Genomic DNA, 23,350 nt, shown 5'->3' with positions numbered 1-23,350 from the left:
ATCTTAGATTTCTTTTTCAAATTGAATTGAAACCGTATATGCATACTGAAAATAAAATTACCAAAACTAAAAATATACTTCTAGCTCTTACTGACGTTGAAAAACAAACAGATGAATTAAATTATTTAATTCGAAATTTTTGTGGCGCTGTCGCGGAAAGTGTTTCCGAAATCATGGAACATCACGAGTATATATATGCTTTTGGAAACATCTCAAAAATTGAACATATTGATCGCCCAGTATTTGTAATTCGTGAGCTTTCGAGGAATTACGAACAACTTTCTAATGAAAATCTTCAAGTGATACGTTTGGGTGAAGTTCCTATTATTGTTCACAATGTGGGCGTTTATTTTAGACAGTTATTTCAGGAATACGACACTTATTTTCAGCAGATTAAATCTGAGCACGAATTTCAGCAGTTAACAGAATCCAATAAACAATCAAATGCATTGCGCACGGGAATTTATCTCAGTGATGTTTCAAAGGAAACGACAAACGAAAACAATGAGCAATTGCACTTCCATTTGTTACGCTGTTCTAGTAATTTGTCTGGACCAACAGACAATTTCCGCAAGACGGATCGCACGATTATTAGCACATTAAATACAGCGACAAAAGCTGTTTTTGCACAAGAAACCTCCTTAAATCATGTCTTAGCACAGATATACGAAAATAGAAAAGATACGGACGAAAGAGCCAAAGAACGTAAAGCAAAAATTAAAGCACATTCCGACAAGACAAAAGATATGGATAAAAACGGATTGATTGCTTTTTGCACATTTTATGACGATGCGCAGTTTGAACATTTGAAACCTTCAAAAACTGATCGTTACGATTGGTGTTACGGAAAATCAAGTGGCTTGACAAAGCTACATTTCAAACTAAAAAAGTCGGTTACGGATGATAGTTTAGAAAAAGAATTTAGTGTGACTTTATATCCAAATTCCGCTTTCATTATTCCGCTTTCTACCAACAGATTGTACACACACGAAATTAGACCTTCTGTGTTAAGTATTGATCGAATTCCAACAAGATTGGGTTATGTGGTTCGTTGTTCTAATTTGGAAGCTGTTTTTATGAATGATCAAACCTATATTATGGAAAATGGTGAACTTATTAAGCTTGAAGAAATGACAAGAGAAAAGATGTCAGAATTACGAGATACTTACTATGAAGAAAACGTATCGGAACGTAAAGTAGCTTATGGAAAAGTTCATTTTAGCATGAATTTGGGCGATTACCAAAAACCGATTTATTAATGATGATAGAAAAGAATGGTTTTCACCAGTTTTCGCTTCCGCTGGAAGAAACGCTGTTTGCTTCGCTGTCTGATTCCGTTGCGTTTGAAACTGTCGGAAAAGGCAGAAAAGGGAATCATTTGGTAAAAATTAGCGATGCAGGCATTCCGTTGGTTCGTACGACAACAAAGTATAGCATTCCCGCACATGATTTTTCTGATATTCATGTTCGCATTGCTACGAAGATAGAAAACACCGTCAAAAACACAAAAGAGATTCCACTTTCAGAAGTAACATTCAACAATGCATTGATTGAAATATACAATCAAGAATATACCAAAATGAAGTATCATTCGGATCAATGCTTAGATATTGCACCAACTTCTTGTATTGCGTTGTTCTCTTGTTATGAAAACCCTGAAAACGTCTCTAAACAAGTCTTACGAAAGTTAAAGGTAAGAGATAAAACTACATTGAAAGAGTTTGAATTTGTATTGACCAATAATTCTGTTGTGTTCTTTTCGGTGGCAACCAATGCTAAATTTCAACATAAAATTGTATTGGAACCAGTTCATGGAAATAAAGAAGCTATTCCTGAAAATCGTTGGTTAGGCATTACGTTCAGAACTTCTAAAACCTTTATTCAGTTTAAAAATGGAAAACCGTATTTCTCTGACGGAACAGCTTTAACACTAGGAAACGAAGAACAACGTAGAAACTTTTACATCACAAGAGGCGCAGAAAACAAAAGCATGAATTTTAATTATCCTGAGATGAAATACACTTTGAGTGAAGCAGATTTGATGGAACCTAAAAGATAAAAATTCGACAAACAAATAGCTGTTTACTTGATTTCAAATACTTATACTTTCTGTCATAAATCACTAACGTAAAAACACATAGCTTTCAAAAAAGGGTAAAACTACCTGAATTTAGTCCTTAGCGTGTTTTCATTTGGATTACAGAATATTATCCTATAAATTGATATTCTAAACCATTCAAAACTACACACTATGCAAACCTCCGAACAGGAAAAAAATTCTCCAAAAAAGAAAATAAAACATGTCATAGTAGTCATGTTTGAAAATCGTTCTTTCGATCATATGTTAGGTTTTTTATACAACGATAGCTATAAAAATAAAGACACCGACAAGAAAAAAATCAACATTTCTCCGCTTGGACATTACTATTCAGGATTGACAGGCAATGAAACAAATCCTGACAATAAAGGAAATGCTCATAAAGTATTTGCCATTGATAAAAATGATAAATACGCGTATTATATGCCAAAAATGGATCCAGGAGAAGGTTTTATGAACACCAATTTTCAACTATTTGGCAGTTTAAATCCTCCATATCAACCAGGAATTGCTCCAAATCAAGGTTTTGTGCGTGACTTTGAGAATAAAATAGGAAACAAATATTTCGGCGATCCGCCTTTGCATAAAGAGAAGAAAACAACAGACAATTCAAGCGATTCAACAAATACTACTAAAACAGTATATGATAAAGATTATGATCATTCCAAAGATTATAAAAATGATCACTATAAAAATTGGTATCAGCATCATGCTCCTCCGAAATCAGGTATAGAAATCGTGAGTAAATTTCCGGGTACTGCTCCTGCTGATATTATGGGAATGTACACGCCAGACACCTTACCTATTTTATCAGGTTTAGCAAAAGGGTTTGCTGTATGCGATCATTATTATTGCTCGGTTCCTTCTGAAACATTACCCAATAGAGCCTTTATGCACATGGCAACTTCTGAAGGTCATTTATACGACGAAGTAAAATCGTATAGTTCAAAAAGTATTTTTAAAAACCTTTCAGATCATAAGCGTAGTTGGGGAATTTTCGCTGATAAATTACAAAAACCATATACCTACAGTTTTTGTCAAGATGTAGCTGACAACCCAACACCAGAAAATTGTTTTTGGGGAAGCTTTGAAGATTTTAAAATAGTTTTAAAAGGAGAGAATGGTGCAAAACTTCCTGACTATACATTTTTAGAACCTTCTTGGGGAAGCTATGGAAACAGTCAACATCCAAATTATGATGTTGCGGCAGGAGAAAAGTATATGCTAGAAATTTATGACACGCTTAGAAAGTCTAAATATTGGGAAGACACACTTTTGGTAATTAATTATGATGAACACGGAGGTTGTTACGATCATATTACACCACCATATGGTGCTACTCCACCAAGTCCAACTACCAAAAATAAAAACGGATTTACCTTCAATCGTTTTGGCGTACGTGTTCCGTGTGTATTAATTTCTCCTTGGATTAAAGCAGGAACAGTATATAGAACCAAAGGCGATGTTCCACTAGATCATACATCATTACTAAAAACCATAGAAAATTTATTTGACTTACCACATTTAACTGAGCGAGACAAAGCAGCTTCGGATGTATTAGATGTTCTTACAAGAAAAGAGCCTCGAAAAGACAACCCGTTAGAAGGCATTGAACCACCTGTTGCAGATGCTTCTGTAAAAATTCCAAATCATGCATCGCAAATTGTTCGAGCGCAAGCAGATGCTATTACGGATAAAATGAACAGAGATACTGGAGCGCAAAATACAACTCCAGAATTTCATTCTGACGAAGAAGCTAATGCGTATATTCATCAAGACTAATAAAAAATCTAGTCTATAAAAACTCATTCAAAAAGCTCAACAGTATTTGTGTTGGGCTTTTTATTTAAGCAACTAAATAAAGCTTCTAATAAAGTAAATCATATAGTTGTTTCCTATTCCAACAACAATTATTGCTAGAATTTTCTTATATTTTAAAAAGTAAAACTCTCATTTCGCTCAAAAATTAATCACCTAAAAATAAAGTAACTTATAACCAACCACATGAAAAATCAAAAAAAATCACCCGTTTTAGATGATCGAATTTCACAAATATATCATCTTGCCCAACCTGGTTTAATGTACATGCCTTCCAATGGAATTTTCTTAACTATTGAGTTAAATAAAGTTGGAAAAAATGCCAGAGAAGAAATTCTGTTTGCTGTTCGAGAGTTAACAAAAATCGCAGAAGAAATGGAAGTAACGTCTCGAATTGTAGCCGGGTTTTCAACTAGAATTTGGCGAAAATGGACCGGAAAAACGCCGCCTGGAGGACCAAAACGAAATACAATTTTAAAAGAAGCTGATTACTTTAGAGATACAAGAGGCGATGTATTTTTTTATTTAAAATCAGAAGCGTTTGAAAACTGTGAAAAACTCAAACAAATAACATTTGATCTTCTAGAACCTTTTATTAAAGACGTATCTGAAACGCATGGAAGAATGCGAAAAGATAGAAAAATATTAGATCATCATTTTTACGATGGTATTACAAGTCCTTCTGATCCTGCAGAAGTAGTTGGTTCAATTATACGAAATGAAGACACTTCATATGCTGGAAGTAGTTGGGCATTTACACAACGTTTTAATGTAAAATGGGATTTCTTTTCTCGATTAAATACAGATCAAAAATCAGATGTTATTGGACGTAATTCAGAAGGTGTTATTATTCCTGATGATGACAAACGAAGCCATATACAACGTGCAAGAGTGTACAACAATCAGCGTGAGAATATAAAATTAGTACGACAAGCACTTCCTTTTGGACACTCGGACACAGGAGCTGGAAGAGAACAAGGAATTTTCTTTGTAGCGTACGCCTACGAAACTGGCTCGATGGAAAAAATTATGCGAAGTATGGCTGGTCACGGACATGGCGCTGCTCCCGATCATTTATTAAATAATGTTCAAGGTATTGCAGGCGGCTATTTTTACCTTCCAAATATCATGGAATTAGGTTTGCATCGCGGTTTAGAAAAAAGCGATTTCAATGTAGATCCACACTGGAAAATTAGAAGTAAAAACGGTTGGATGTTCTACAATTCTAATGATTACCTCACGGTCATGGGAACAGATAGATATCCAGATCCGCCATCGCAACGTATTTTACATCTTATTGGAAATATTTTTAGTTTGTGGAGAAGTCATTGGTACCAAGTTCGAAACATTCCTGAAGTACCACATTTAAAAAACTTCCTTGAACCTAATGAAGAATGGGTGATGCAAGCTGCAATTCCAATTCGAAAAGGAATGGCAATCAAAAAAAGTTTAAGCTTCGTAAATACAAATCCACACTATCCGCAAACTCCAAAAATGTATGCTTGGCAAGCAGATCAATTTAGAATAGATCCGATGGATATTTTATTCGGAATCATGCCCGAACTCTCGTTAGGACGTGGAAAAGAAGTAATGCCCTATTTACGCGATGACGAAAAACAATATGCTTTTTCACTAATGCTTGATGAATCATCTGCTATGGGACATGTGGTGCCAAACCATAAAAAAATGTTAGCTATTGGTTTGGGCGAAATGATAAAAGAAGTAACTACTCATGAAAAAAATGCAACAGGAGATCAACTTACATTCTACACTTCTTCTCGTTTGGCTTTAGAAGGAGTACAAGGCTGGCTTGCCAATTACGCAAACATGGCGACACACATGTCGAAAGACAAAAAACACAATCCTGTTGAGCGCAAAAACTTAAAAGAAATTGCCGCAAGAGCCAAAAAATTAATGACTCAAAAACCTGATAGTTTCATTGAAGCTGTACAGCTTATTTTTACGATGCATGCATGTTTTCATTTGACAGGAAATCCTGTAGCTGTTGGACGTTTGGATCAATTATTAATTGACTTCTATGAAAAAGATGTCATTACTGAAGAAGCTGCTCAGGAAATCATTGAAGCCTTCTGGATTAAATTAGGTGAAAAAGCATTGCACAATCGACATTATGCAACCGATCATGTAAGTTATGGAACAACAGCTGTTTCATACATCGGTGGAAACTTCCCGCAAGGTGGCGGAATCAATCAATGGGTACAACAAGTAACAGTTGGAGGATATTTACCAACCAAAGGTAAAAAAGGAGAACCTGGCGCCAATCCAATTACGTTGATGGCATTAAAAGCTTCTAGAAGACTTCCACTGAATGCACCTTGTTTGTCTTTAAGAATTTACAAAGGAATGGACAAAGAACTCCTAACTGAAGCTGGAAAAGCGCTGTTAAGTGGTGGAGCACATCCAATTTTATTCCAAGAAGACAGAATGATTAAAGGACTCAATAAATTTACAGGTTTTCCAATTGAAGATGCTAGAGATTTTGCTTGTGATGGTTGTTATGAGCCAATGATTGCTGGTCAGACAGAGTTTTGTTTTAGCAATATTACACCTTTTGATGCTTTTGAATGTACTATGAATCAAGGTTCAAAATATAGTATGGCTGGACCAATCTATTTAAATGGGTGGAAAACTTCTTGGAGATCTCCGCATGCGAAAGACATTGGAACCTTTGAAGAGTTTAAATATATCTTTTTACAGCATTTAGAATGGTTTACAGTACAATTCTTTAATGGTACATTAAGCAATTATGGAAACTTATGGAAAATATGTCCAAGCCCAATGCTTTCTACAATGATTGAAGGTTGTGTAGAATCTGGAAGAGATTTAACAAATGGTGGTGCAAAATATCATACCATTGCACCAATGTTTGTCGGCTTAGCAACAACAATAGATTCACTATATGCTATTAAAAAAATGGTATACGATGAAAGTGCTGTTTGTACACTTCCTGAAATGCTCGATTGTTTACAAAATGATTGGGGATATGATATGCAAGAACCTTCACAAAGTACACTAGAAGGACAAACTAGAATTGATGTAACAGCTAAGCAATACAAACAATGGCGACAAGTAGCACTGAATTTACCTAAGTTTGGAAACGGACATGCAGAAGTAGATGAAATTGGAACTTGGTTATCTGGTCAAATGTGTGATATGGCGATGAATACATTAAATAATCCACCAAGTCCATTGAAAGAAACCTTAGAGAGTTTAGAGAAAAATTACTCTACTCCAAACAGAAAGTGGAAATTACATTTATGTCCAGGTGTAGGAACTTTTGAAGGATATGTAGGTGATGGAGCTGGTAGTGGCGCTTCTGCAGATGGACGTAGAAATGGACAGCCATATCCATCAGACTTTAGTCCAGCACCTGTACCTCAAGATTTAGATGCCATTCCGCAACATGAAGATTCGGCGCAACCAATTCCTGGAACATATCGTGAAATTTACAAAGCCATGAATAGTTGGAATAGCAAAGAGATTTATCACAAGATATCGAATGCTTCTCCTGTAGATTTGAATGTGAAAGAAGATTTTCCATTAAAAGACATGGTAAAATTCATCACAGAATATTCAAAAGGAAAAGTTGGTTCAAACCTCATCACAGTAACTGTGGCAGATCCAGACACATATCAAATGGCTTCACATGAACCAGAACGTTTTGAACTAGTAAGAGTTCGAATGGGTGGATGGACAGAATATTTTGCAGCGATGTTTCCAGAACATCAAAAGCAGCATGAAAGAAGACCATTTTTTATTCCAGAGAAAAAGAATAAATAGTAATTCTACACCTAAAAACAAAAGCGCAATATTAGTTATTGCGCTTTTGTTATACTTATCTTTTTAATTATTGACTATACTTATCTCTAGCCAACACACAAATACTTTCACTAAAACAGTTAATTACATAAGAGAATCATCTGTACGAGTTTCAACTGTAGGAGGACAATCTATGATCGTATCTGGAGGACAGCTATTTAAAGTAAAGCATTCTTCATTTGTCGCACATGCATTAGAATTTATTCCACCTTTCATGGTTAGCTTACCAACTTTTGCAATTTTAAATTTAGAAAACTTTATTTTCATTTCCTTTCTCATAGTTTATTCTTTAAGGGTTTATCAAATATCGTGAATATACTATAGAATCTGAGTTTAAAGGAAAAAACATAGTCGTATTTACGTTAAAAACGACTGCTATTTAGCCACTGAATTTAATTTCTTTATATAAAATGATGGATAAATTCCTGTTTTCTTTTTAAAAGCTTTAGAAAACGACTCAGATGTATTAAACCCTAATTCTAATGCGATAGATTTAATGTCATATGCTCTAAATTTTGAGTTTTCTTTTAGTTGAACTAATGCGTAATCAATTCTTAAATCTGTAATATATTGAGTAAACTTTTTATGTTTATGCGATTGTAATGTTTTTGATAAGTAGGTAGCATTTGTGTCTATTTCTTTTGCTAAAAAATTGATACTACATTTTGGTTGTAAAAACTTTTTCTGCTCTTCAAACAACTCCAGTCCATTTAGTATTTTTCGTATATTTTCATCGCTTATTGTATATTTTTTTGGCAAAGAATCTTTCAATCCTTTAGTCTTGTTTTTCTTAGCTTCATTAAGTTCTTTTACAATAACTTCAAATCGTCTTTTATAATTTCGCCTCACTATATAATAATAGACAAGACCTAAAATAATGATCCCTAGCAAAAAGAAACTAATTTTCTTTAACAACAACGACCTACCTTTCTCTATATCAGTATCTTTTACTAACTGATCTATTTTATGTGTGAATGCAGGAATATCGTATTTATGATAGATACTTAGTGATGATTTTTTAATTGTTTCATCGTTTTCAGCATCTTTTTTGTGAAAAATCTTGATATAATGCAACGCTTTATTCACATCATTTTTCTGTTCAAAACATTGAGCTAATAAAAAATAATTTTCTTGTAGAAAAAGAGAATTAGCATTATTCTTTTTTAAAATAGAATCAACTTTAAGGAAATATGGAATTGCTGTGTCAATCTTCTTTTGTAAAAAATAATTTTTCCCCTGATAAAAATATAACGTAGGTAATTTATGAGTCAAATTTAACTCTATAATTTTTCTTTTAGCTTTATTAAGTTGAACTATAGATGTATCAAAATCTTCGTTTTTCTGACTTATAATTCCTTCTAAAGTAAGAAATATACAATAAGCTTCATTATCATTAGAAAGTCTGGTTTCTCGTATTCCCTTTTCACAAAAAACTGTTGCCGAATCCAAATATGCAGTTTTATACCCTTGATGGTCTTCTGCTAGATTAGCATAAGCATTACTAATATTCAATAAAGTGTTTATATAATCGGAAACTCTAAAACGTGGATCACTTTCCTTCTTCAATCGTTCATAAAACCCAAGATTATTCTTTATTAATCCTAATGCCTGTTCGGTTTCCCCTATTTGATTTTTTATTAAAGAAATACTACGTGCAATTTTCGCTAACTTAATAGAATCATTATCTTTTTTTATAATATCATATACTCTTGTGTAACATTCAATTGCTTTTGTATAAGATGTTCCTGAATAATAGATACTTCCTTTTAAATACAAACTACTTGCATACTGTTGTGTATCTTTTAGTTTTTCAGCTTCTTCCAAAGCTAGATCTATAAAATGCAACGCATTATCCTTTTGTCCCAAGACCTTATACGCTAGTGCAAACATATGCGCGCCAAGACAAACTTTAGTAGAATCGTTATTTTGTAATGCTTTTGTGTAGTAGGCATTTGCATACGCTTTTCCTAATATAGGGTTGGCATGAAGTGTCGATTTAAAAGATGTCTGCAAACTATCAAAACTAATTCCTTTTAAATCTTCATATGTAGGAATTGTGAGTTCTTGTGCTTTGACTTGCGGGATTTGAGTAAGAAAAAATAAACATAGAAAAAATCGAAACATAAACGTACATCAATATTAAACTCTAAATATAGGGAGTTCATAATGGGCTACCATATTTTTGAGATTAGAATTTTACAACTAGTCGTATTTTAGGAAAACACGACTTACAACAGTTGTTTCTAGTATCATTTTGCCGTTGTTTTGGGACATTATTAATTCAAAACTATAATCACATTATGAAAAAAAAGAACCTCAAAAATTTAAGTCTTAACAAGAAGCCAATATCAAAATTTGACAAATCGGAAGAAGTAATTGGAGGAATGAAATCTGTTCCTTTACAAAATTGCCAATACTTCCCTACTAACCCTTGGGGAAATTGTCTTCCAACTCATTATGATTACGGGTGTAACTAATTTTTATTAAACACAATAAACTTTAATATTATGAAAAAAAAGAAGTTAATTACAAAATTATCATTAGGTAAAAAAAATATTTCTAACCTAGGAAGCATTCATGGAGGCTATGTAACTGCGCCTGTTTTATGTGAAACTGCAAATTGCGGAACTAACAACTGTGGAACCAATAATTGTGGAACTAACAATTGTGGTTCTAATCTTTGCTATACAAATGCACATCCTGCAAGTGACCCTCAACATTGTCGTACTTGTCACAATTGGGGATAATAAGAGAGTAATTCATATTTCTTCAATACTATCAAACCAGTGGCACGTTCACTGGTTTTTTTATATAATACATTCATAATCATATTCTTTAAGTATTAATGTAACATTTATAAAAAATACCACACACATAAGCATTAACTGTAAGTACCAACTAAAAAATAATAGAATCTTATGAAAAAAATAATCGTACTAATTTTTGCATTCTTGTTGATGTCTTGTGATAATTCTGAGCAATATGAAAAAATTGTTGGAGAATGGAATTGTACAACGTGGATCACAGAATCTACTGGAGCTGATCGATGTAGTAATAATGTGTATTTCAATTTTAAAGCAGACAAAACATATACTTCTAAAATTGATGGACAAGAAGAAACTGGAGTCTACAGAATTGCTAATGGTTTACTCTACTCTACACCTGAAGGAAAATTAGAAATTGGAGTTGAAATCAGCAAACTAGATACAGATACACTACAATTTGTAATGAGTAGATTTGGAGAAAAAGAAATATTAACGTTAACACACAAGTAGTAAATAAATATTACTCTCAATAAATACACCGAATCTTAATGATTAAGAAGTAAGACCATATCTAATTTTGATATGGTCTTTTTTTATAATTGAATACTAATATTTCAATTAAACCTATCCACTAATTTCTTTTCATCATTATTTCTTGAAAATTTGCAACATTCAGAAATATGACTATATTTGGTAAACCAATCTGGTTAACCAATTTAAAATGAAACTAAAATTTACAAATTTTCATTCTTCCAAAACTAGAGTTTTCATTGCTTTAAGCTACTGTTTACTTTGTATGAGTTGTTCAAGTAATGATGAATTAGACAGACCTACTCCAACAGCTGTTGAAACTCCATCAGAAGAATCGCCAACAGTAAACTATGCAGATATAAACTTTTCTAACTGGAAAGTTACACTTCCCGTAGATGAAAATAATAACGGAAAACCAGACGAATATCAACCTAACGAATTGGTCAATTTTGGTTATCAAGACTTAGCACCTGTACAACCGTATATGTATGATGATACAACAGATGAATCACTCGTTTTTTATACGTTTCCAGCATCATCTACTGCAAATAGTTCATATTCACGTACAGAATTACGCGAATTAATTAATACTTCAAACGCTAGAGAAAACTGGACATTAGCCGAAGGTGGAACCATGCGTGGACGTTTAAAAGTTGTAGATATCTCAGAAAATAACAATTCAAGTGATACATATCACAAAGTAATTGTCATGCAAATTCACGGAATCATCTCCGAAGAAGATATGGAAATACATGATTTCTCTTCAAACAATGGACCGCCACTCATAAAAATTTATTGGAAAGACGGCTATGTTTGGTCGCACAAAAAATCACTAATAGATGAAAATACTAGCGGCGACGATTTACTTGATACTTCAAACAATACTTGGTACGACATAAAACAAAATCTTGGCTATGTAGGTTTCGATGCTTTCGATTTTTCTATTGAAGCTTCTGATGCAAAAATTATAGTTACGCTAAATAATGAGTCTTCATACACATACGAAGATGTAAGTTTGGATAAATGGCCATTTGAAAACTATTTCAAAGCAGGAAACTATCTAACAACAATAGATGCCAATGCATTTTCTTATGTGAAATATTACAATTTATATCTAACGCATTAAAATTCAAAATATGAAAACAAAACTACTTTTAATAGCAATACTTCTTGTGAGTTTTGCACATTCGCAAACAACACTTACTCTTGGCACAGATACATCTTCTTCTGCTACTAGAGGTCCTTTTCAACGTTCAGACAGTGGTTCAAGTTCAGTATTTTCTCGTGCTAGCATTCTATACACAGCAACAGAATTAGCATCTTTATCACCTTCTGCAACCATTTCGCAAATAAACTTCGATTTAGGTTCTACAAATATCATTACTGCATCAGGAGATGCTACAATGACGATTTATATGAAAAACTCAAATGCCACAGAAGTAATTGCTGTAGATGGTGCTTGGGCAGATGTTATCAATGGAGCAACTATAGTAGGAACTTACACGTTTAACACTACAAATAATTTCCCAGGTACTGAAGGATTTATGGATTTTGTGTTAGCAACAGGTTTTAATTATACAGGTGGAGCTTTGGAAATTGCTATAGATTGGGATTGTTCTAATTTAGTTCCAACAGACGCTACACAACCAAATTTATTATTTTCTGGAAATGGTTCATTAAACTGGTATTGGAGCAATACGGCACATCAATCTCTTAACTACAGAGCAGGATCTTCATCAGCACCAACTACATTAACAAGTAGAAAAGCGCAACGTGTAAATACACAAATTCTTTACACTGGAGCTACTACAGCACCAACTACAGGACAAGTAATCGGTGAATTTCCAGAAATGGATGGCGGCATGGAAACACAGACAGCCGATAATACCATGAGTTCTGCGGGAAGTGGTCAATCTGGTACAGCACAAACTCAATGGACAGTATCTTCTACGAGTAATTCTTCAGTAAGAGATATGACAAATGATATGTCATTAGCAAGAACCGGCGCGTTCTCTGCAGCATGGGCAGTAACACCAGGAGCCAATAATGTTCGCATGCAGTCACCATCACCAACAAATCCAACAATTCAACCAAATACGGAATATACAGTTCAATATTTTTACTCAGCTCCAACTGATCCTGGAAATGATTTAGACGCTGGTATTTATTTAAATAACACTTCTAGTGGAATAGCTGGCAATACTACAGATGTTACAGCATTTACGGCAAACACATATACAAAAACATACAGAACCATTACAACTGGCGCAACTTTTAATGTTTCTAACTGGGCAGTTGCAAGACTAGATGGTAATGATAATAATTATACAGATGCAGTACGTATTGATGATTTTGTTGTCTATTCAGGTGGTTATGATGATACGCCTCCTAATGATCCAACTACTGGAACGTATGCTAATAACTCTGGAACAGCTGCGATTGGCTGGACAGCTCCTTCAGGCGGAGTTGATAATGGAGGTTATGTTGTTATTAAATATACTACAGAACCAAATGCAGACAATGATCCTAATCAAAATGGAATTTATGAATATGGCAATACTACCACTAACGGAACTGGAGGACTTACTGGAACCATAATTTATATTGGAACAGACACAAGTTTTACAGACACCTACACTTCAGGCAATTATTACAAGATTTATGCAGTTGATAAAGCCTTCAACTATTCAAATGAATTAATAATTTCTGATGCTACCTTAAGTGTAGAAGAAAACATTACTTCAACTTTTAAAATATATCCAAATCCGAGTACGGGTATTTTAAATATCCAAACAAATACTACTGACTCAGCCTCTGTCGATGTGTACGATATGTTTGGTAAAAAGGTAGTAACTTCAAATAATGTAAACAATACTATTGATATCTCTAATTTAAAAAACGGAATGTACATTGTTAGGATAACAACAAATAATAAAAGTGTCACTAAAAAAGTAATGAAAGTGTAATTTTTCTTATCATTTTAAACACGCAACCACTTATAATCATTACCAAACATATCATATGAGTTTTAAAATATTCAAATCAGTTTCTATTCATCTTATACTAATAAGCACCATTTTACTATGTAATAGTTGTGGTGATAGTAAAAAACAAAAAAACGATGACAAAACTGAAAACATAGCAGAAAACCGGAATGCAAATGACGTAATCCCATTTTTTCAACATTGGAATCTAATCTTGGGAGATGGTTCTAATGCTGGTAAAGCAACTAACTATGAAAACAAAAAATTCTTTTACACTACAAACGATAATAAAGAAGATTGGGTAGTATTTAAAACTCCAAACGCAGGGAATACACATGGTACTTCCAACAATACGAGAACTGAATTGGCACAGTTAAAAAAATGGTCTCCTATGACAGAAGCTAAAATGAACGCTACGCTTAAGGTAATGAATGTTGCTACCACAGGCGATGCAAGAGTTGCAGCAACATATTCTGTGGTGGTTGGTCAAATTCATAGCGCAGACGGACATGAAAACGAACCGTTAAAAATATTTTATAAAAAGTTTCCTGGACACACAAAAGGCTCTGTATTCTGGAATTATGAAATTAATACCGCTGGTGATGACAATTCAAAAAGATGGGACTACTCCTATCCTATTTGGGGTTATGATTTTTCGGTAGTCGGAACTGACAAAAATACCTATCCACCAGAACCAACAGATGGAATTGCATTAGGAGAAGAATTTAGCTATGAAGTGATCGTCAAAGATGGAATTATGCACCTGACATTTACAAGCGAAGGACATGAAACCAAAACATTTACTAAAAACTTGATTGTTTCAGAATACACAAAAAAATCAGATACGCCAGCACAAGTCAATACATTATTTGTTCCTATTGGTCAAGACGGAGTAGAACGTGAAAATGCATACTCAGAAGAAGGTCTTTTCTTCAAATTAGGATGTTACAATCAAACCAACGGAAAAGAACCTAAAGTAAACAAAGTATGGTGCTCGGGAGCTGAAACTCATGGCGGAGACATTACCAAACAATATGCAGACGGAAACTATGCAGAGGTTTGGTTTAAATCTGCAAATATTGAAATTAGTGATGATGCTATTTCAAACGCAGGCTACTTCAAAGCAAATGATGGTCTAAGCAAAAAAACAGTATATCCTAGCGAAGTAATTCCTTTTATGGATAAGTTTAAAATCTTGTTGGGAGATGGAACAAAAGAAAACAATCTTATCGGTTATGCAAATAAAGATTTTTTCTATACGGTCATTGATGGTACAAGGCGTTGGGTAGTATACAAAACACCTAACTCAGGAGTAACTTCAAAGAATTCCAGCAATACAAGAACCGAATTACATGAAAAAAGAGAATGGACACCAGAAGAAGGAGGAAAACTTACGGGTACTTGTAAAGTAATGCAAGTCTCTCTTTCTGGAGATGCCAGAGTTGCTGCATCTTACGCAACCGTTGTAGGACAAATTCACAGTGGCGAAGGACACGAAAACGAACCATTAAAAATATTTTACAAAAAATTTCCAGGTCATAAAAAAGGATCTGTATTCTGGAACTATGAAATTAATACGGCTGGAGATGATAACTCAGGCAGATGGGATTATTCTAGCGCTGTTTGGGGAAATGACATGTCTGTTATTGGAGCCAATAAAGATGACTTTCCTCCAGAACCAAAAGACGGAATAGAATTAGGTGAAGAATTCAGTTATGAAGTAAATGTCTACAAAGGCATCATGTATCTTACTTTTACAAGCGAAGGTCACCCAACAAGAACATTCACAAAAAATCTAATCAAATCTGAATATGTAAACAAATCAGATCTACCTACTCAAGTAAAAAAACTATTTGTACCTATAGGACAAGATGGTACAGAACGTCCAATAGCATACAGTGGAGAATTAAATTACTTCAAACAAGGAGCTTACAATCAAACCAACGGCAAAAGTCCAGAAAAAAACAGGGTTTGGTGTGCTGGAGCAGAAACTTATGGAGGTAACATTGCCAAACAATATGAAAACGGCTGCTACACCGAAGTATGGTTTAGAGAAGCAACAATAGGTCCTGGAACTCCACCAAAACAAATAAACTAAACATAATAAAAGATACTAATATGAAAACATTTGGAGCTAGTAAAGAATTTATCTTAGACAAAGACCTTGAATGGGAAGTTGTCGGCGAAGGTGTAAAAAGAAAAATCATGGGATATGATGATAAAATCATGCTCGTAAAAGTACATTTTGACAAAGGCGGCATTGGCTATAAGCACGAGCACTACCACAGTCAAGTCACCTATGTTGAAAGTGGAGCTTTCGAATTCTCAATAGGAGAAGAAACCAGAGTTGTAAAAGGCGGAGATACTGTATACATACCACCACACGTACTACACGGAGCCATTTGCACCGAAGAAGGAATACTCATAGATGTATTCAGTCCTATTCGTGAAGATTTTATGGAATAATAAACTACTTTGAGGCAAGCTCACAAAGCATTGAACAGAAACAATTAAAAACATTTCTACGCGAGTATCAGAGCATTTAAGTCTCGACCATCAAGTAAATTGAATCAAGAAAAATTAACACTTTTTTAATAAAATTTACGAAAACGTTGTAAATCTCAAAAAATTACATATATTTGGTAAACCAATCTGGTTAACCAATTTTTTAACCGCAAAAAAAGGACAGGTGCACGCCTATCCTTTTTGGAATATTACTTCTTTGGAGGGAAGTAAGATTATACATAATTACTTATTGTAACATGCATATTGCAAAAATACAAAAATTTTAGCAGTAGAAATAAGGCTTTAAGTGATTAGTTGAATATTAACTAATTAAAAAAACCTAATTATGAATTTAAAAACTAAGCTAACCTGCATAGTAATGCTACTCTTCTGCATTTCAATGTATGCGCAGGAATCCTTTACTCTTAAAGGAAAAGTAGTTGCCAAAGCAGACAACTTACCGATTCCTGGTGTAAATATTCAGGTAGTTAAAACATCAAACGGTACCGCGACCGATTTTGATGGTAATTATCAAATTACGGTCAAAAAAGGCGATGTACTGCAATTCTCTTTTGTCGGCTATGTTTCGCAGACCATCATTATTGATGCTCAAAAAACCCTAAACATTACTTTAGAAGAAGATGCGAACGCATTAGATGAAGTTGTTGTTGTAGGATATGGTACAAGAAAAAAGAAACACCTAACTGGAGCTATGTCTACTTTAAGTGTTGAAGATAAAGGCTTAGATAAAATTGCAGTATCAAGACTTGATGATGCACTAGTTGGACAAGTAGCTGGTTTAAATGTTGCAGCAACAGAAGGTGAAGCTGGTTCAGATCCTACGCTTCGTATTCGTGGTGTAGGTTCTCTTAATGGTGACTCTGCTCCTTTAATTGTAATTGACGGATTAGTAGTAGACAGTGATTTTCTTGGAAACTTAGACATGAATGAAGTAGAAACTTTTGATGTACTTAAAGATGCAGCTTCAACAGCAATTTACGGTTCACGTGGTGCAAATGGTGTTATCCAAATTACAACAAAACAAGGTAAAGAAGGAAAAACTTCATTCTCTTACAATAGCTTTTTCGGATTTAAAGAAGCTAAACAAAGTGACGATTATTACTTTACTGTAGCAGAAACCGTAGCTGCTGAACAGGCTGCAACAGGAACACTTTCCAACAGAACTGCATACAAGCAATTACTAACACAAACTACAGGTATTGATAGAGATTGGCAAGATGTTATCTTTGAAGGTGGAACAATCACTACACACTCTTTCAATGCACGTGGAGGAAACAAAAATACGAAGTTTAGTGCTTCATTAGGATACAATCATGATGAAGGTGTATTGTTAACTGATGATTACAAGCGTTACAACGCAAGATTAAAAATTGATACCAAAATTGGTAAAAAAATAAAATTAGGAGCCAACTTCGCTCCATCGTACACACGCAGAAGACGTTTTGACGGTTCTACACACGATATATTAAGACAAACGCCTTGGTTGCCATTATATCATGATGCTAACTCTATTCAATTTGTAGATTTCAATACATACCCTGATGTTCAAATTGGTGATTACGCAATCCAAAGACATTTTGACAACTACGATCTATTTGGAGATGGTTCTGTTTTACAAGACATTAGTAATACATCTAACACAAATCCAGCGGCAAAAGTATTAGAGCGCGATCGTAATGATTATAGATTTAAACTCGCAGGTCTTTTTTATGGTGAATATAAAATCATCGACGGCTTAAGATTTAGAGCAACACTTGGTGGTGACTATCAAAATACATTTAGAAATAGATGGCAAGGTGTTCGTTCTAACAGAAACGGAGCAGCCGCAGCAAGTTATTTTGAATCAAATGAAAACAGAATTCATACCTTATCTGAAGGATACTTAACGTTTGACAAAGCGTTTGGAGGACACGAGTTTAATGCCGTTGTAGGAGCTTCTGCTGAAAGATGGGAATGGCAAGGAGACAGCGCACTTGGATCTGGATATACATCAGATTTAGTACAAACACTAAGTGCTGCTACAGTTCTTAATCAAATAGACTCATACAAATACGAAGAAGGATTCTCTTCATTATTTGCCAGAGTAAATTATGCTTACAAAGACAAGTACTTAGCTTCGTTAAGCTACAGACGTGACGGTAGCTCAATTTTTGGTGTTGACAATAAATATGGAGATTTCCCTTCTGCTTCTGTAGGTTGGGTAGTTTCTCAAGAAGACTTCTTAAGTGAAAGTGAATTTTTAAGTACTTTAAAATTGAGAGCTAGTTATGGAGTTACTGGAAATAAAGATATTTCTACAGGAAATGCTTTAACAGACTTATACCCTTCTATCTCTTTATTAGGAACTGACAATTACAATTCGCAAGCTGCATTTGTGGCTCTAAACATTGCAAACCCTGAATTACAATGGGAACGATTGATAGAATTTAATCCAGGGATTGACTTCGGATTCTTTAACAATGCTATTACAGGATCTATAGATTATTATACAAGAACCAGTGATCAACTTTTACTTTTCAATCCAGTTCCTTCTTCAACAGGATTCTCAGCTGCGCTAGAAAACTTAGGAGAAGTTAGAAATTCAGGAATTGAATTTGAACTTTCATCAAGAAACATCTCAACAGAAGATTTCAGATGGAGTACTTCAGTAGTTGCATCTCACAATAAAAATGAACTTTTAGACTTTGCAGATTCTAATGGGCAAATTCAAAATGTAGATAGCAAAAGAGCCGCAGAATGGATCAACTTAGTAGGAAATCCTATCTCATCTTTCTACGGTTGGGTAGTAGATCGTGAAATTCCTCTAGAATTTATCAACGATCCATATCATCCAGCTGGTGGACAAGCACAAGATGTATATGTAAAAGATTTAAATGGTGACGGACTTATTGATGATGATGATAAAACGATATTAGGAAACCCATATCCAGACTTAGTTTGGAGTATCTCAAATAATCTTAGCTACAAAGATTTTGACTTAAGCTTTATGTTTCAAGGAAGTCATGGTGCCGAAATACGTAATATGGGAGATCAGTACTTATTCAACCACTTTAACAGTGCGCAAGATTTCAACACATCTACAACACCAGATCAAGGGTTTATTAAACAAAAAATCTTTACAGATGCTATCATTCAAGATGCAAGTTACATTGCACTTCGTAACGTAACTGTTGGATACAATCTTCCTTCATATCTTACGGAGAAGTTTGGTGCATCATCATTAAGAATATACGCAACAGGGCAAAACCTATTATATTTCACAGCAAGTGATTACACAGGATTTAACCCAGAATCAATCAATAATACAAGTGCCACAACCTATGGATATCAGCGAGCTGGTTCACCAGTATTCAGTACAATATCATTAGGAGTCAACTTACAATTTTAAACACACTATTTATAAAAACATTTAATTATGAAACAATTAAGATATATAGTTTTTTTGATGTTGGTGATAGGTTTTCAGTCATGTCATAAAGACCTACTAGAGCCAGTACCAGAAGCTGCAATAAGTAGTGAAAGTTACTTTTTAAACGATGAGCAAATTGAAACTGGTGTTATTGCCATTTACGATGCGATGCAAGGTGTAAATTCTACGAGTTTGAATGACAATCGTGGAATACAACAAGAATTCTACGTAACAGAAATGCGTAGTGATAACACCAGAACAAAAAGTCAAGAAGGTGAAGCTGCCGAATTTGAAAGCTACGCTGTAACGCCAAACAATGGTATTGTAGAAAACTACTACAGAAGTTGTTACAGTACTATTTTCAGAGCTAACTTAGTATTAGAAAATCTTGGAAATGCTTCAGAAACAATGTCTCCTATATTTGAAGGAGAAGCAAAATTTGCTAGAGCTTATAGTTACTTTAACTTAGTTCGCCTCTTTGGAGATGTGCCTTTAATAGACAGAACAATTACGCCACAAGAAGATGAAATTGCCTTTACAAGAGTGGCTACAGCTACCATTTATAATTTAATAGTAAGTGATTTAGAAACTGCTGCGGCGAACTTAAGTAATGGTCAATATACAAGAGCTTCAAAAGCTGCGGCGGAAGCTTTACTAGCAAAAGTACACTTAACACTAGGCAACTATCTTGAAGCACAAGTATTATGTGAAAATGTAATGAGCTACGGCTACACATTAGAAAATAACTTCAATGACATATTCTACAGTGAAGGAAACAACGAACTTATTTTTGTAATTGCATTCAACCAAGGAATAGATGCTGATAGTCAGGATTTCTCTGCAGAATTTATGAATGGTGTCGGACGAACTGTTGGTGTAAACTATGTAACACAAGATGCTGCCGCATTTTTAGATGCTAATGGAGGAGACAGAACTCAATTCTCATACCGTATTGATCCATTACAACCTACACAAAGACAAGTTGTAAAATACTTACCAAATGGTGAAGATGGTGGAGCTAACGGAAATGTATTTACAACAGATGCAACACTTTCTGGTAACGACTGGGTCGTATTAAGGTATGCCGATGTACTATTAATGCATACAGAAGCAATATTAGCAGGAAATCAAATGACTACAAATACTGCTGCTTTAGGTTCTTTCCAAATGGTACGAAACAGAGCTGGTATAACAGATGCTGTAACTTCTGTAACAAAGCAAGAATTACTAGATGAAAGACGTGCAGAATTAGCATTTGAAAACCAACGTTTATTTGATTTATTACGTTTCGGAGAAGCACAAAATGTATTATCTGACTTCTCTACTGCTAACAATTACGGTTTTACTGCTACAGATTTATTATTACCAATTCCACAGCGTGAAATAAATCTTAGCAACGGTTTAATGACGCAAAATCCAGGCTACTAAAATTAAAAAGATACATTATGAAAAAAACAATAAAAACCATTGGTATTGCAGTCTTGCTTTTTGGAAGTCTTATATATCAATCATGTGACATCGATAAATTTGAACCGCTAGGAGAAAACTCAATAGCAGATGAAACGCCACCATTAGCGAGCTTTACAGCTACACAAGGACAAGGCTTGAATGAAGAATGGAAAGACTATACTTTTGCCAATTTATCTACAAGTGCTACAACGTATATGTGGGACTTTGGAGATGGAAATACTTCCATAGAAGTAGATGGTGCAAATACCTATCCAGGAGAAGGAACATATACAGTTACCTTAACAGCTTCTGATGCTTTAGGTGTTACAAGTACGTTTTCACAAACTATAGAAGTTATTGAACCAGAAGCGCCAATGGCACTGCTTCCAGATATCTTAGAAGCAAGTTTTGAAGATAATAGTTTACCAGATGGTACAGGTGATGGAAGAGATTCATGGAGAAACTCAGACTTAGGAGGCGTAATTCAAATTACTTCTAGTCCTGTGCAAAATGGAGATCAAGCAGCAAAATTTCCATCTGCTGGAGATCGAATTGCATATCAAGAATTGACTGTATCACCAAATTCAGATTATACACTTAAGTTTTTCTATACGCTAAAAGACAATAATCCTGGATCAATTACCATATCAGTATTAGCTGGTGGCGGAATTACAGATGCATCTGCAGCCACTACCATTGCTTCTTTTGAAGGAACCGATCAATCAAGTCCTTCTACATATGTAATGGCTTCATTGCCATTCAATACAGCAGCAAACGAAACAATCTCTATATATGTATCTAATCAAGGTGTAGAAGCACGATTAGACAATTTTACAATCGAAACAAACTAATAGCATTTTGAAACGATTAAAAATCATATTGGTACTTTTCTTTTTAGGAGTTTGTTATGGCAATTGTCAAACAAGCGAGCAAGCTATTACAACAAAATCAAAAGTTGAAAAGAAACGCAAGAAGAGAAAACGTAAAAAGAAATATAAGCTACCAAAAATTGATTTATCGCATTGGAAAGTGACAACACCTGCGGGAAATGGAAAAAAACCGCAGGAAGTGTCACCGCCAGAAATATTAGATTATGCAACCAATGAAGATCTCATACCATACATGTACAATGATTCTGTACGTGGTGCTTTAGTCTTCTACGCATATCCTAGTAAAGCCACAACCGCAAATACGAAATATTCACGTTCGGAATTGCGAGAACAAATGGAACCTGGCAATAACAATGTCAACTGGACCTTTAAACAAGGTGGAATCATGAAAGGAAAACTTGCAATTGATGAGGTTTCACGTGATACAAAAGGTAAATATCACAAAGTAATCATCATGCAAATTCATGGTCGTTTAACTAACGAACAACGTGATTTAATTGGTCAAAAAGACAACAATGCTCCACCAATTTTAAAAATATACTGGAAAGACGGTAAAATACGCGTCAAAACCAAAGTCTTAAAAAACTTGAATGCTACCGAAACCGAAATGTTACATGAAGATGCTTGGGATAATGATAAAGGATTCACATTCAAAGAAAAAGTAGGCTTTAAAAAGTTTAGACTCGAAGTAAGAGTCAGTGAAGGAAAAATGACAATAGTTCTAAACAATAACGAGTTCAAAACTTATGAAAATATTCACATGAAAAAATGGGGAATCTTTGAAAACTATTTCAAAGCAGGAAACTACTTTCAGTCACGTGATGAAGGTTCATTTGCTAAAGTTCGATATTACACTTTAGAAGTAACACATTAATAATGAAGTTAATTTACATTTGAATAGAAGCTTTTTATTGAGTTTTACTGGTCTGTTTCAGATCAGTAAGATTCAAGTAAAGTTTTTAAAAATGTTAACGTTTATTCCTTATTATTTTTTAAATTTAAACATGCAAATCTGGTTAACCAATTACAGTCGCTAACGT

17 protein-coding genes are annotated in these 23,350 nt (G+C 34.3%); 15 read left to right on the top strand and 2 right to left on the bottom strand.

The features are described from left to right. Nucleotides 1–38: 38 nt before the first annotated feature. The 4 genes from ACOQOS_RS19310 (at nucleotide 39) to ACOQOS_RS19295 (ending at nucleotide 7,717) form a co-directional block, all read left to right on the top strand. Complete coding sequence (locus ACOQOS_RS19310; RefSeq protein ID WP_420572116.1) at nucleotides 39–1,259, top strand: hypothetical protein; 1,221 nt, start codon at nucleotides 39–41, stop codon at nucleotides 1,257–1,259. Further along, entirely contained in the window at nucleotides 1,259–2,059 is an 801-nt protein-coding gene (locus ACOQOS_RS19305) for an alpha-ketoglutarate-dependent dioxygenase AlkB (protein ID WP_420572115.1), read from the top strand. Before ACOQOS_RS19310 ends, ACOQOS_RS19305 begins: the two co-directional genes overlap by 1 nt. A gap of 192 nt (nucleotides 2,060–2,251) precedes the next feature. Continuing rightward, entirely contained in the window at nucleotides 2,252–3,880 is a 1,629-nt protein-coding gene (locus ACOQOS_RS19300; protein ID WP_420572114.1) for an alkaline phosphatase family protein, read from the top strand. A gap of 222 nt (nucleotides 3,881–4,102) precedes the next feature. Beyond that, on the top strand, nucleotides 4,103–7,717 hold the full coding sequence (locus ACOQOS_RS19295) for a Dyp-type peroxidase (RefSeq protein WP_420572113.1): 3,615 nt from the start codon (nucleotides 4,103–4,105) through the stop codon (nucleotides 7,715–7,717). 123 nt (nucleotides 7,718–7,840) lie between these two features. Here ACOQOS_RS19295 and ACOQOS_RS19290 read toward each other — a convergent pair whose 3' ends face one another. Further along, a complete protein-coding gene (locus tag ACOQOS_RS19290) occupies nucleotides 7,841–7,972 on the bottom strand; it encodes a hypothetical protein (protein ID WP_420572112.1) in 132 nt (43 codons plus the stop codon). 159 nt (nucleotides 7,973–8,131) lie between these two features. Continuing rightward, the gene (locus ACOQOS_RS19285; protein ID WP_420572111.1) at nucleotides 8,132–9,880 is read right to left on the bottom strand and encodes a helix-turn-helix domain-containing protein; all 1,749 of its coding nucleotides are present in this window, start codon (nucleotides 9,878–9,880) and stop codon (nucleotides 8,132–8,134) included. 176 nt (nucleotides 9,881–10,056) lie between these two features. Between ACOQOS_RS19285 and ACOQOS_RS19280 the strand changes: the two genes are divergently transcribed. From ACOQOS_RS19280 to ACOQOS_RS19230, 11 genes are all read left to right on the top strand, one after another. After that, complete coding sequence (locus tag ACOQOS_RS19280) at nucleotides 10,057–10,233, top strand: hypothetical protein (RefSeq protein WP_420572110.1); 177 nt, start codon at nucleotides 10,057–10,059, stop codon at nucleotides 10,231–10,233. A 30-nt stretch (nucleotides 10,234–10,263) separates the two neighbouring features. After that, nucleotides 10,264–10,503: a hypothetical protein gene (locus ACOQOS_RS19275; protein WP_420572109.1), complete on the top strand. Its 240-nt coding sequence runs from the start codon at nucleotides 10,264–10,266 to the stop codon at nucleotides 10,501–10,503. Between the two features lie 171 nt (nucleotides 10,504–10,674). Then, nucleotides 10,675–11,031 carry a lipocalin family protein gene (locus ACOQOS_RS19270; protein WP_420572108.1) on the top strand — a complete coding sequence of 119 codons (357 nt, stop codon included), beginning with the start codon at nucleotides 10,675–10,677 and terminating at the stop codon, nucleotides 11,029–11,031. Between the two features lie 286 nt (nucleotides 11,032–11,317). After that, nucleotides 11,318–12,178 (top strand): polysaccharide lyase family 7 protein, encoded by an 861-nt coding sequence (locus tag ACOQOS_RS19265; RefSeq protein ID WP_420572107.1) that lies wholly within the window; start codon nucleotides 11,318–11,320, stop codon nucleotides 12,176–12,178. Between the two features lie 10 nt (nucleotides 12,179–12,188). Beyond that, nucleotides 12,189–14,018, top strand: a complete 1,830-nt coding sequence (locus ACOQOS_RS19260) for a T9SS type A sorting domain-containing protein (protein WP_420572106.1) — start codon at nucleotides 12,189–12,191, stop codon at nucleotides 14,016–14,018. Between the two features lie 55 nt (nucleotides 14,019–14,073). Continuing rightward, nucleotides 14,074–16,134, top strand: coding sequence for a polysaccharide lyase family 7 protein (locus tag ACOQOS_RS19255; protein WP_420572105.1), 2,061 nt, complete (start codon nucleotides 14,074–14,076; stop codon nucleotides 16,132–16,134). 20 nt (nucleotides 16,135–16,154) lie between these two features. After that, nucleotides 16,155–16,502: a cupin domain-containing protein gene (locus ACOQOS_RS19250; protein WP_420572104.1), complete on the top strand. Its 348-nt coding sequence runs from the start codon at nucleotides 16,155–16,157 to the stop codon at nucleotides 16,500–16,502. Between the two features lie 385 nt (nucleotides 16,503–16,887). Beyond that, nucleotides 16,888–19,950 (top strand): SusC/RagA family TonB-linked outer membrane protein, encoded by a 3,063-nt coding sequence (locus tag ACOQOS_RS19245; protein ID WP_420572103.1) that lies wholly within the window; start codon nucleotides 16,888–16,890, stop codon nucleotides 19,948–19,950. A gap of 27 nt (nucleotides 19,951–19,977) precedes the next feature. Further along, nucleotides 19,978–21,399: a RagB/SusD family nutrient uptake outer membrane protein gene (locus ACOQOS_RS19240; protein ID WP_420572102.1), complete on the top strand. Its 1,422-nt coding sequence runs from the start codon at nucleotides 19,978–19,980 to the stop codon at nucleotides 21,397–21,399. A gap of 17 nt (nucleotides 21,400–21,416) precedes the next feature. Beyond that, nucleotides 21,417–22,271, top strand: a complete 855-nt coding sequence (locus ACOQOS_RS19235; protein WP_420572101.1) for a PKD domain-containing protein — start codon at nucleotides 21,417–21,419, stop codon at nucleotides 22,269–22,271. A 7-nt stretch (nucleotides 22,272–22,278) separates the two neighbouring features. Then, nucleotides 22,279–23,184 (top strand): polysaccharide lyase family 7 protein, encoded by a 906-nt coding sequence (locus tag ACOQOS_RS19230; RefSeq protein WP_420572100.1) that lies wholly within the window; start codon nucleotides 22,279–22,281, stop codon nucleotides 23,182–23,184. Nucleotides 23,185–23,350 lie beyond the last annotated feature (166 nt).

The organism is Kordia sp. (assembly GCF_965224175.1).
GTDB lineage: Bacteria > Bacteroidota > Bacteroidia > Flavobacteriales > Flavobacteriaceae > Kordia.
This window is presented reverse-complemented; position numbering and strand designations above follow the sequence as displayed.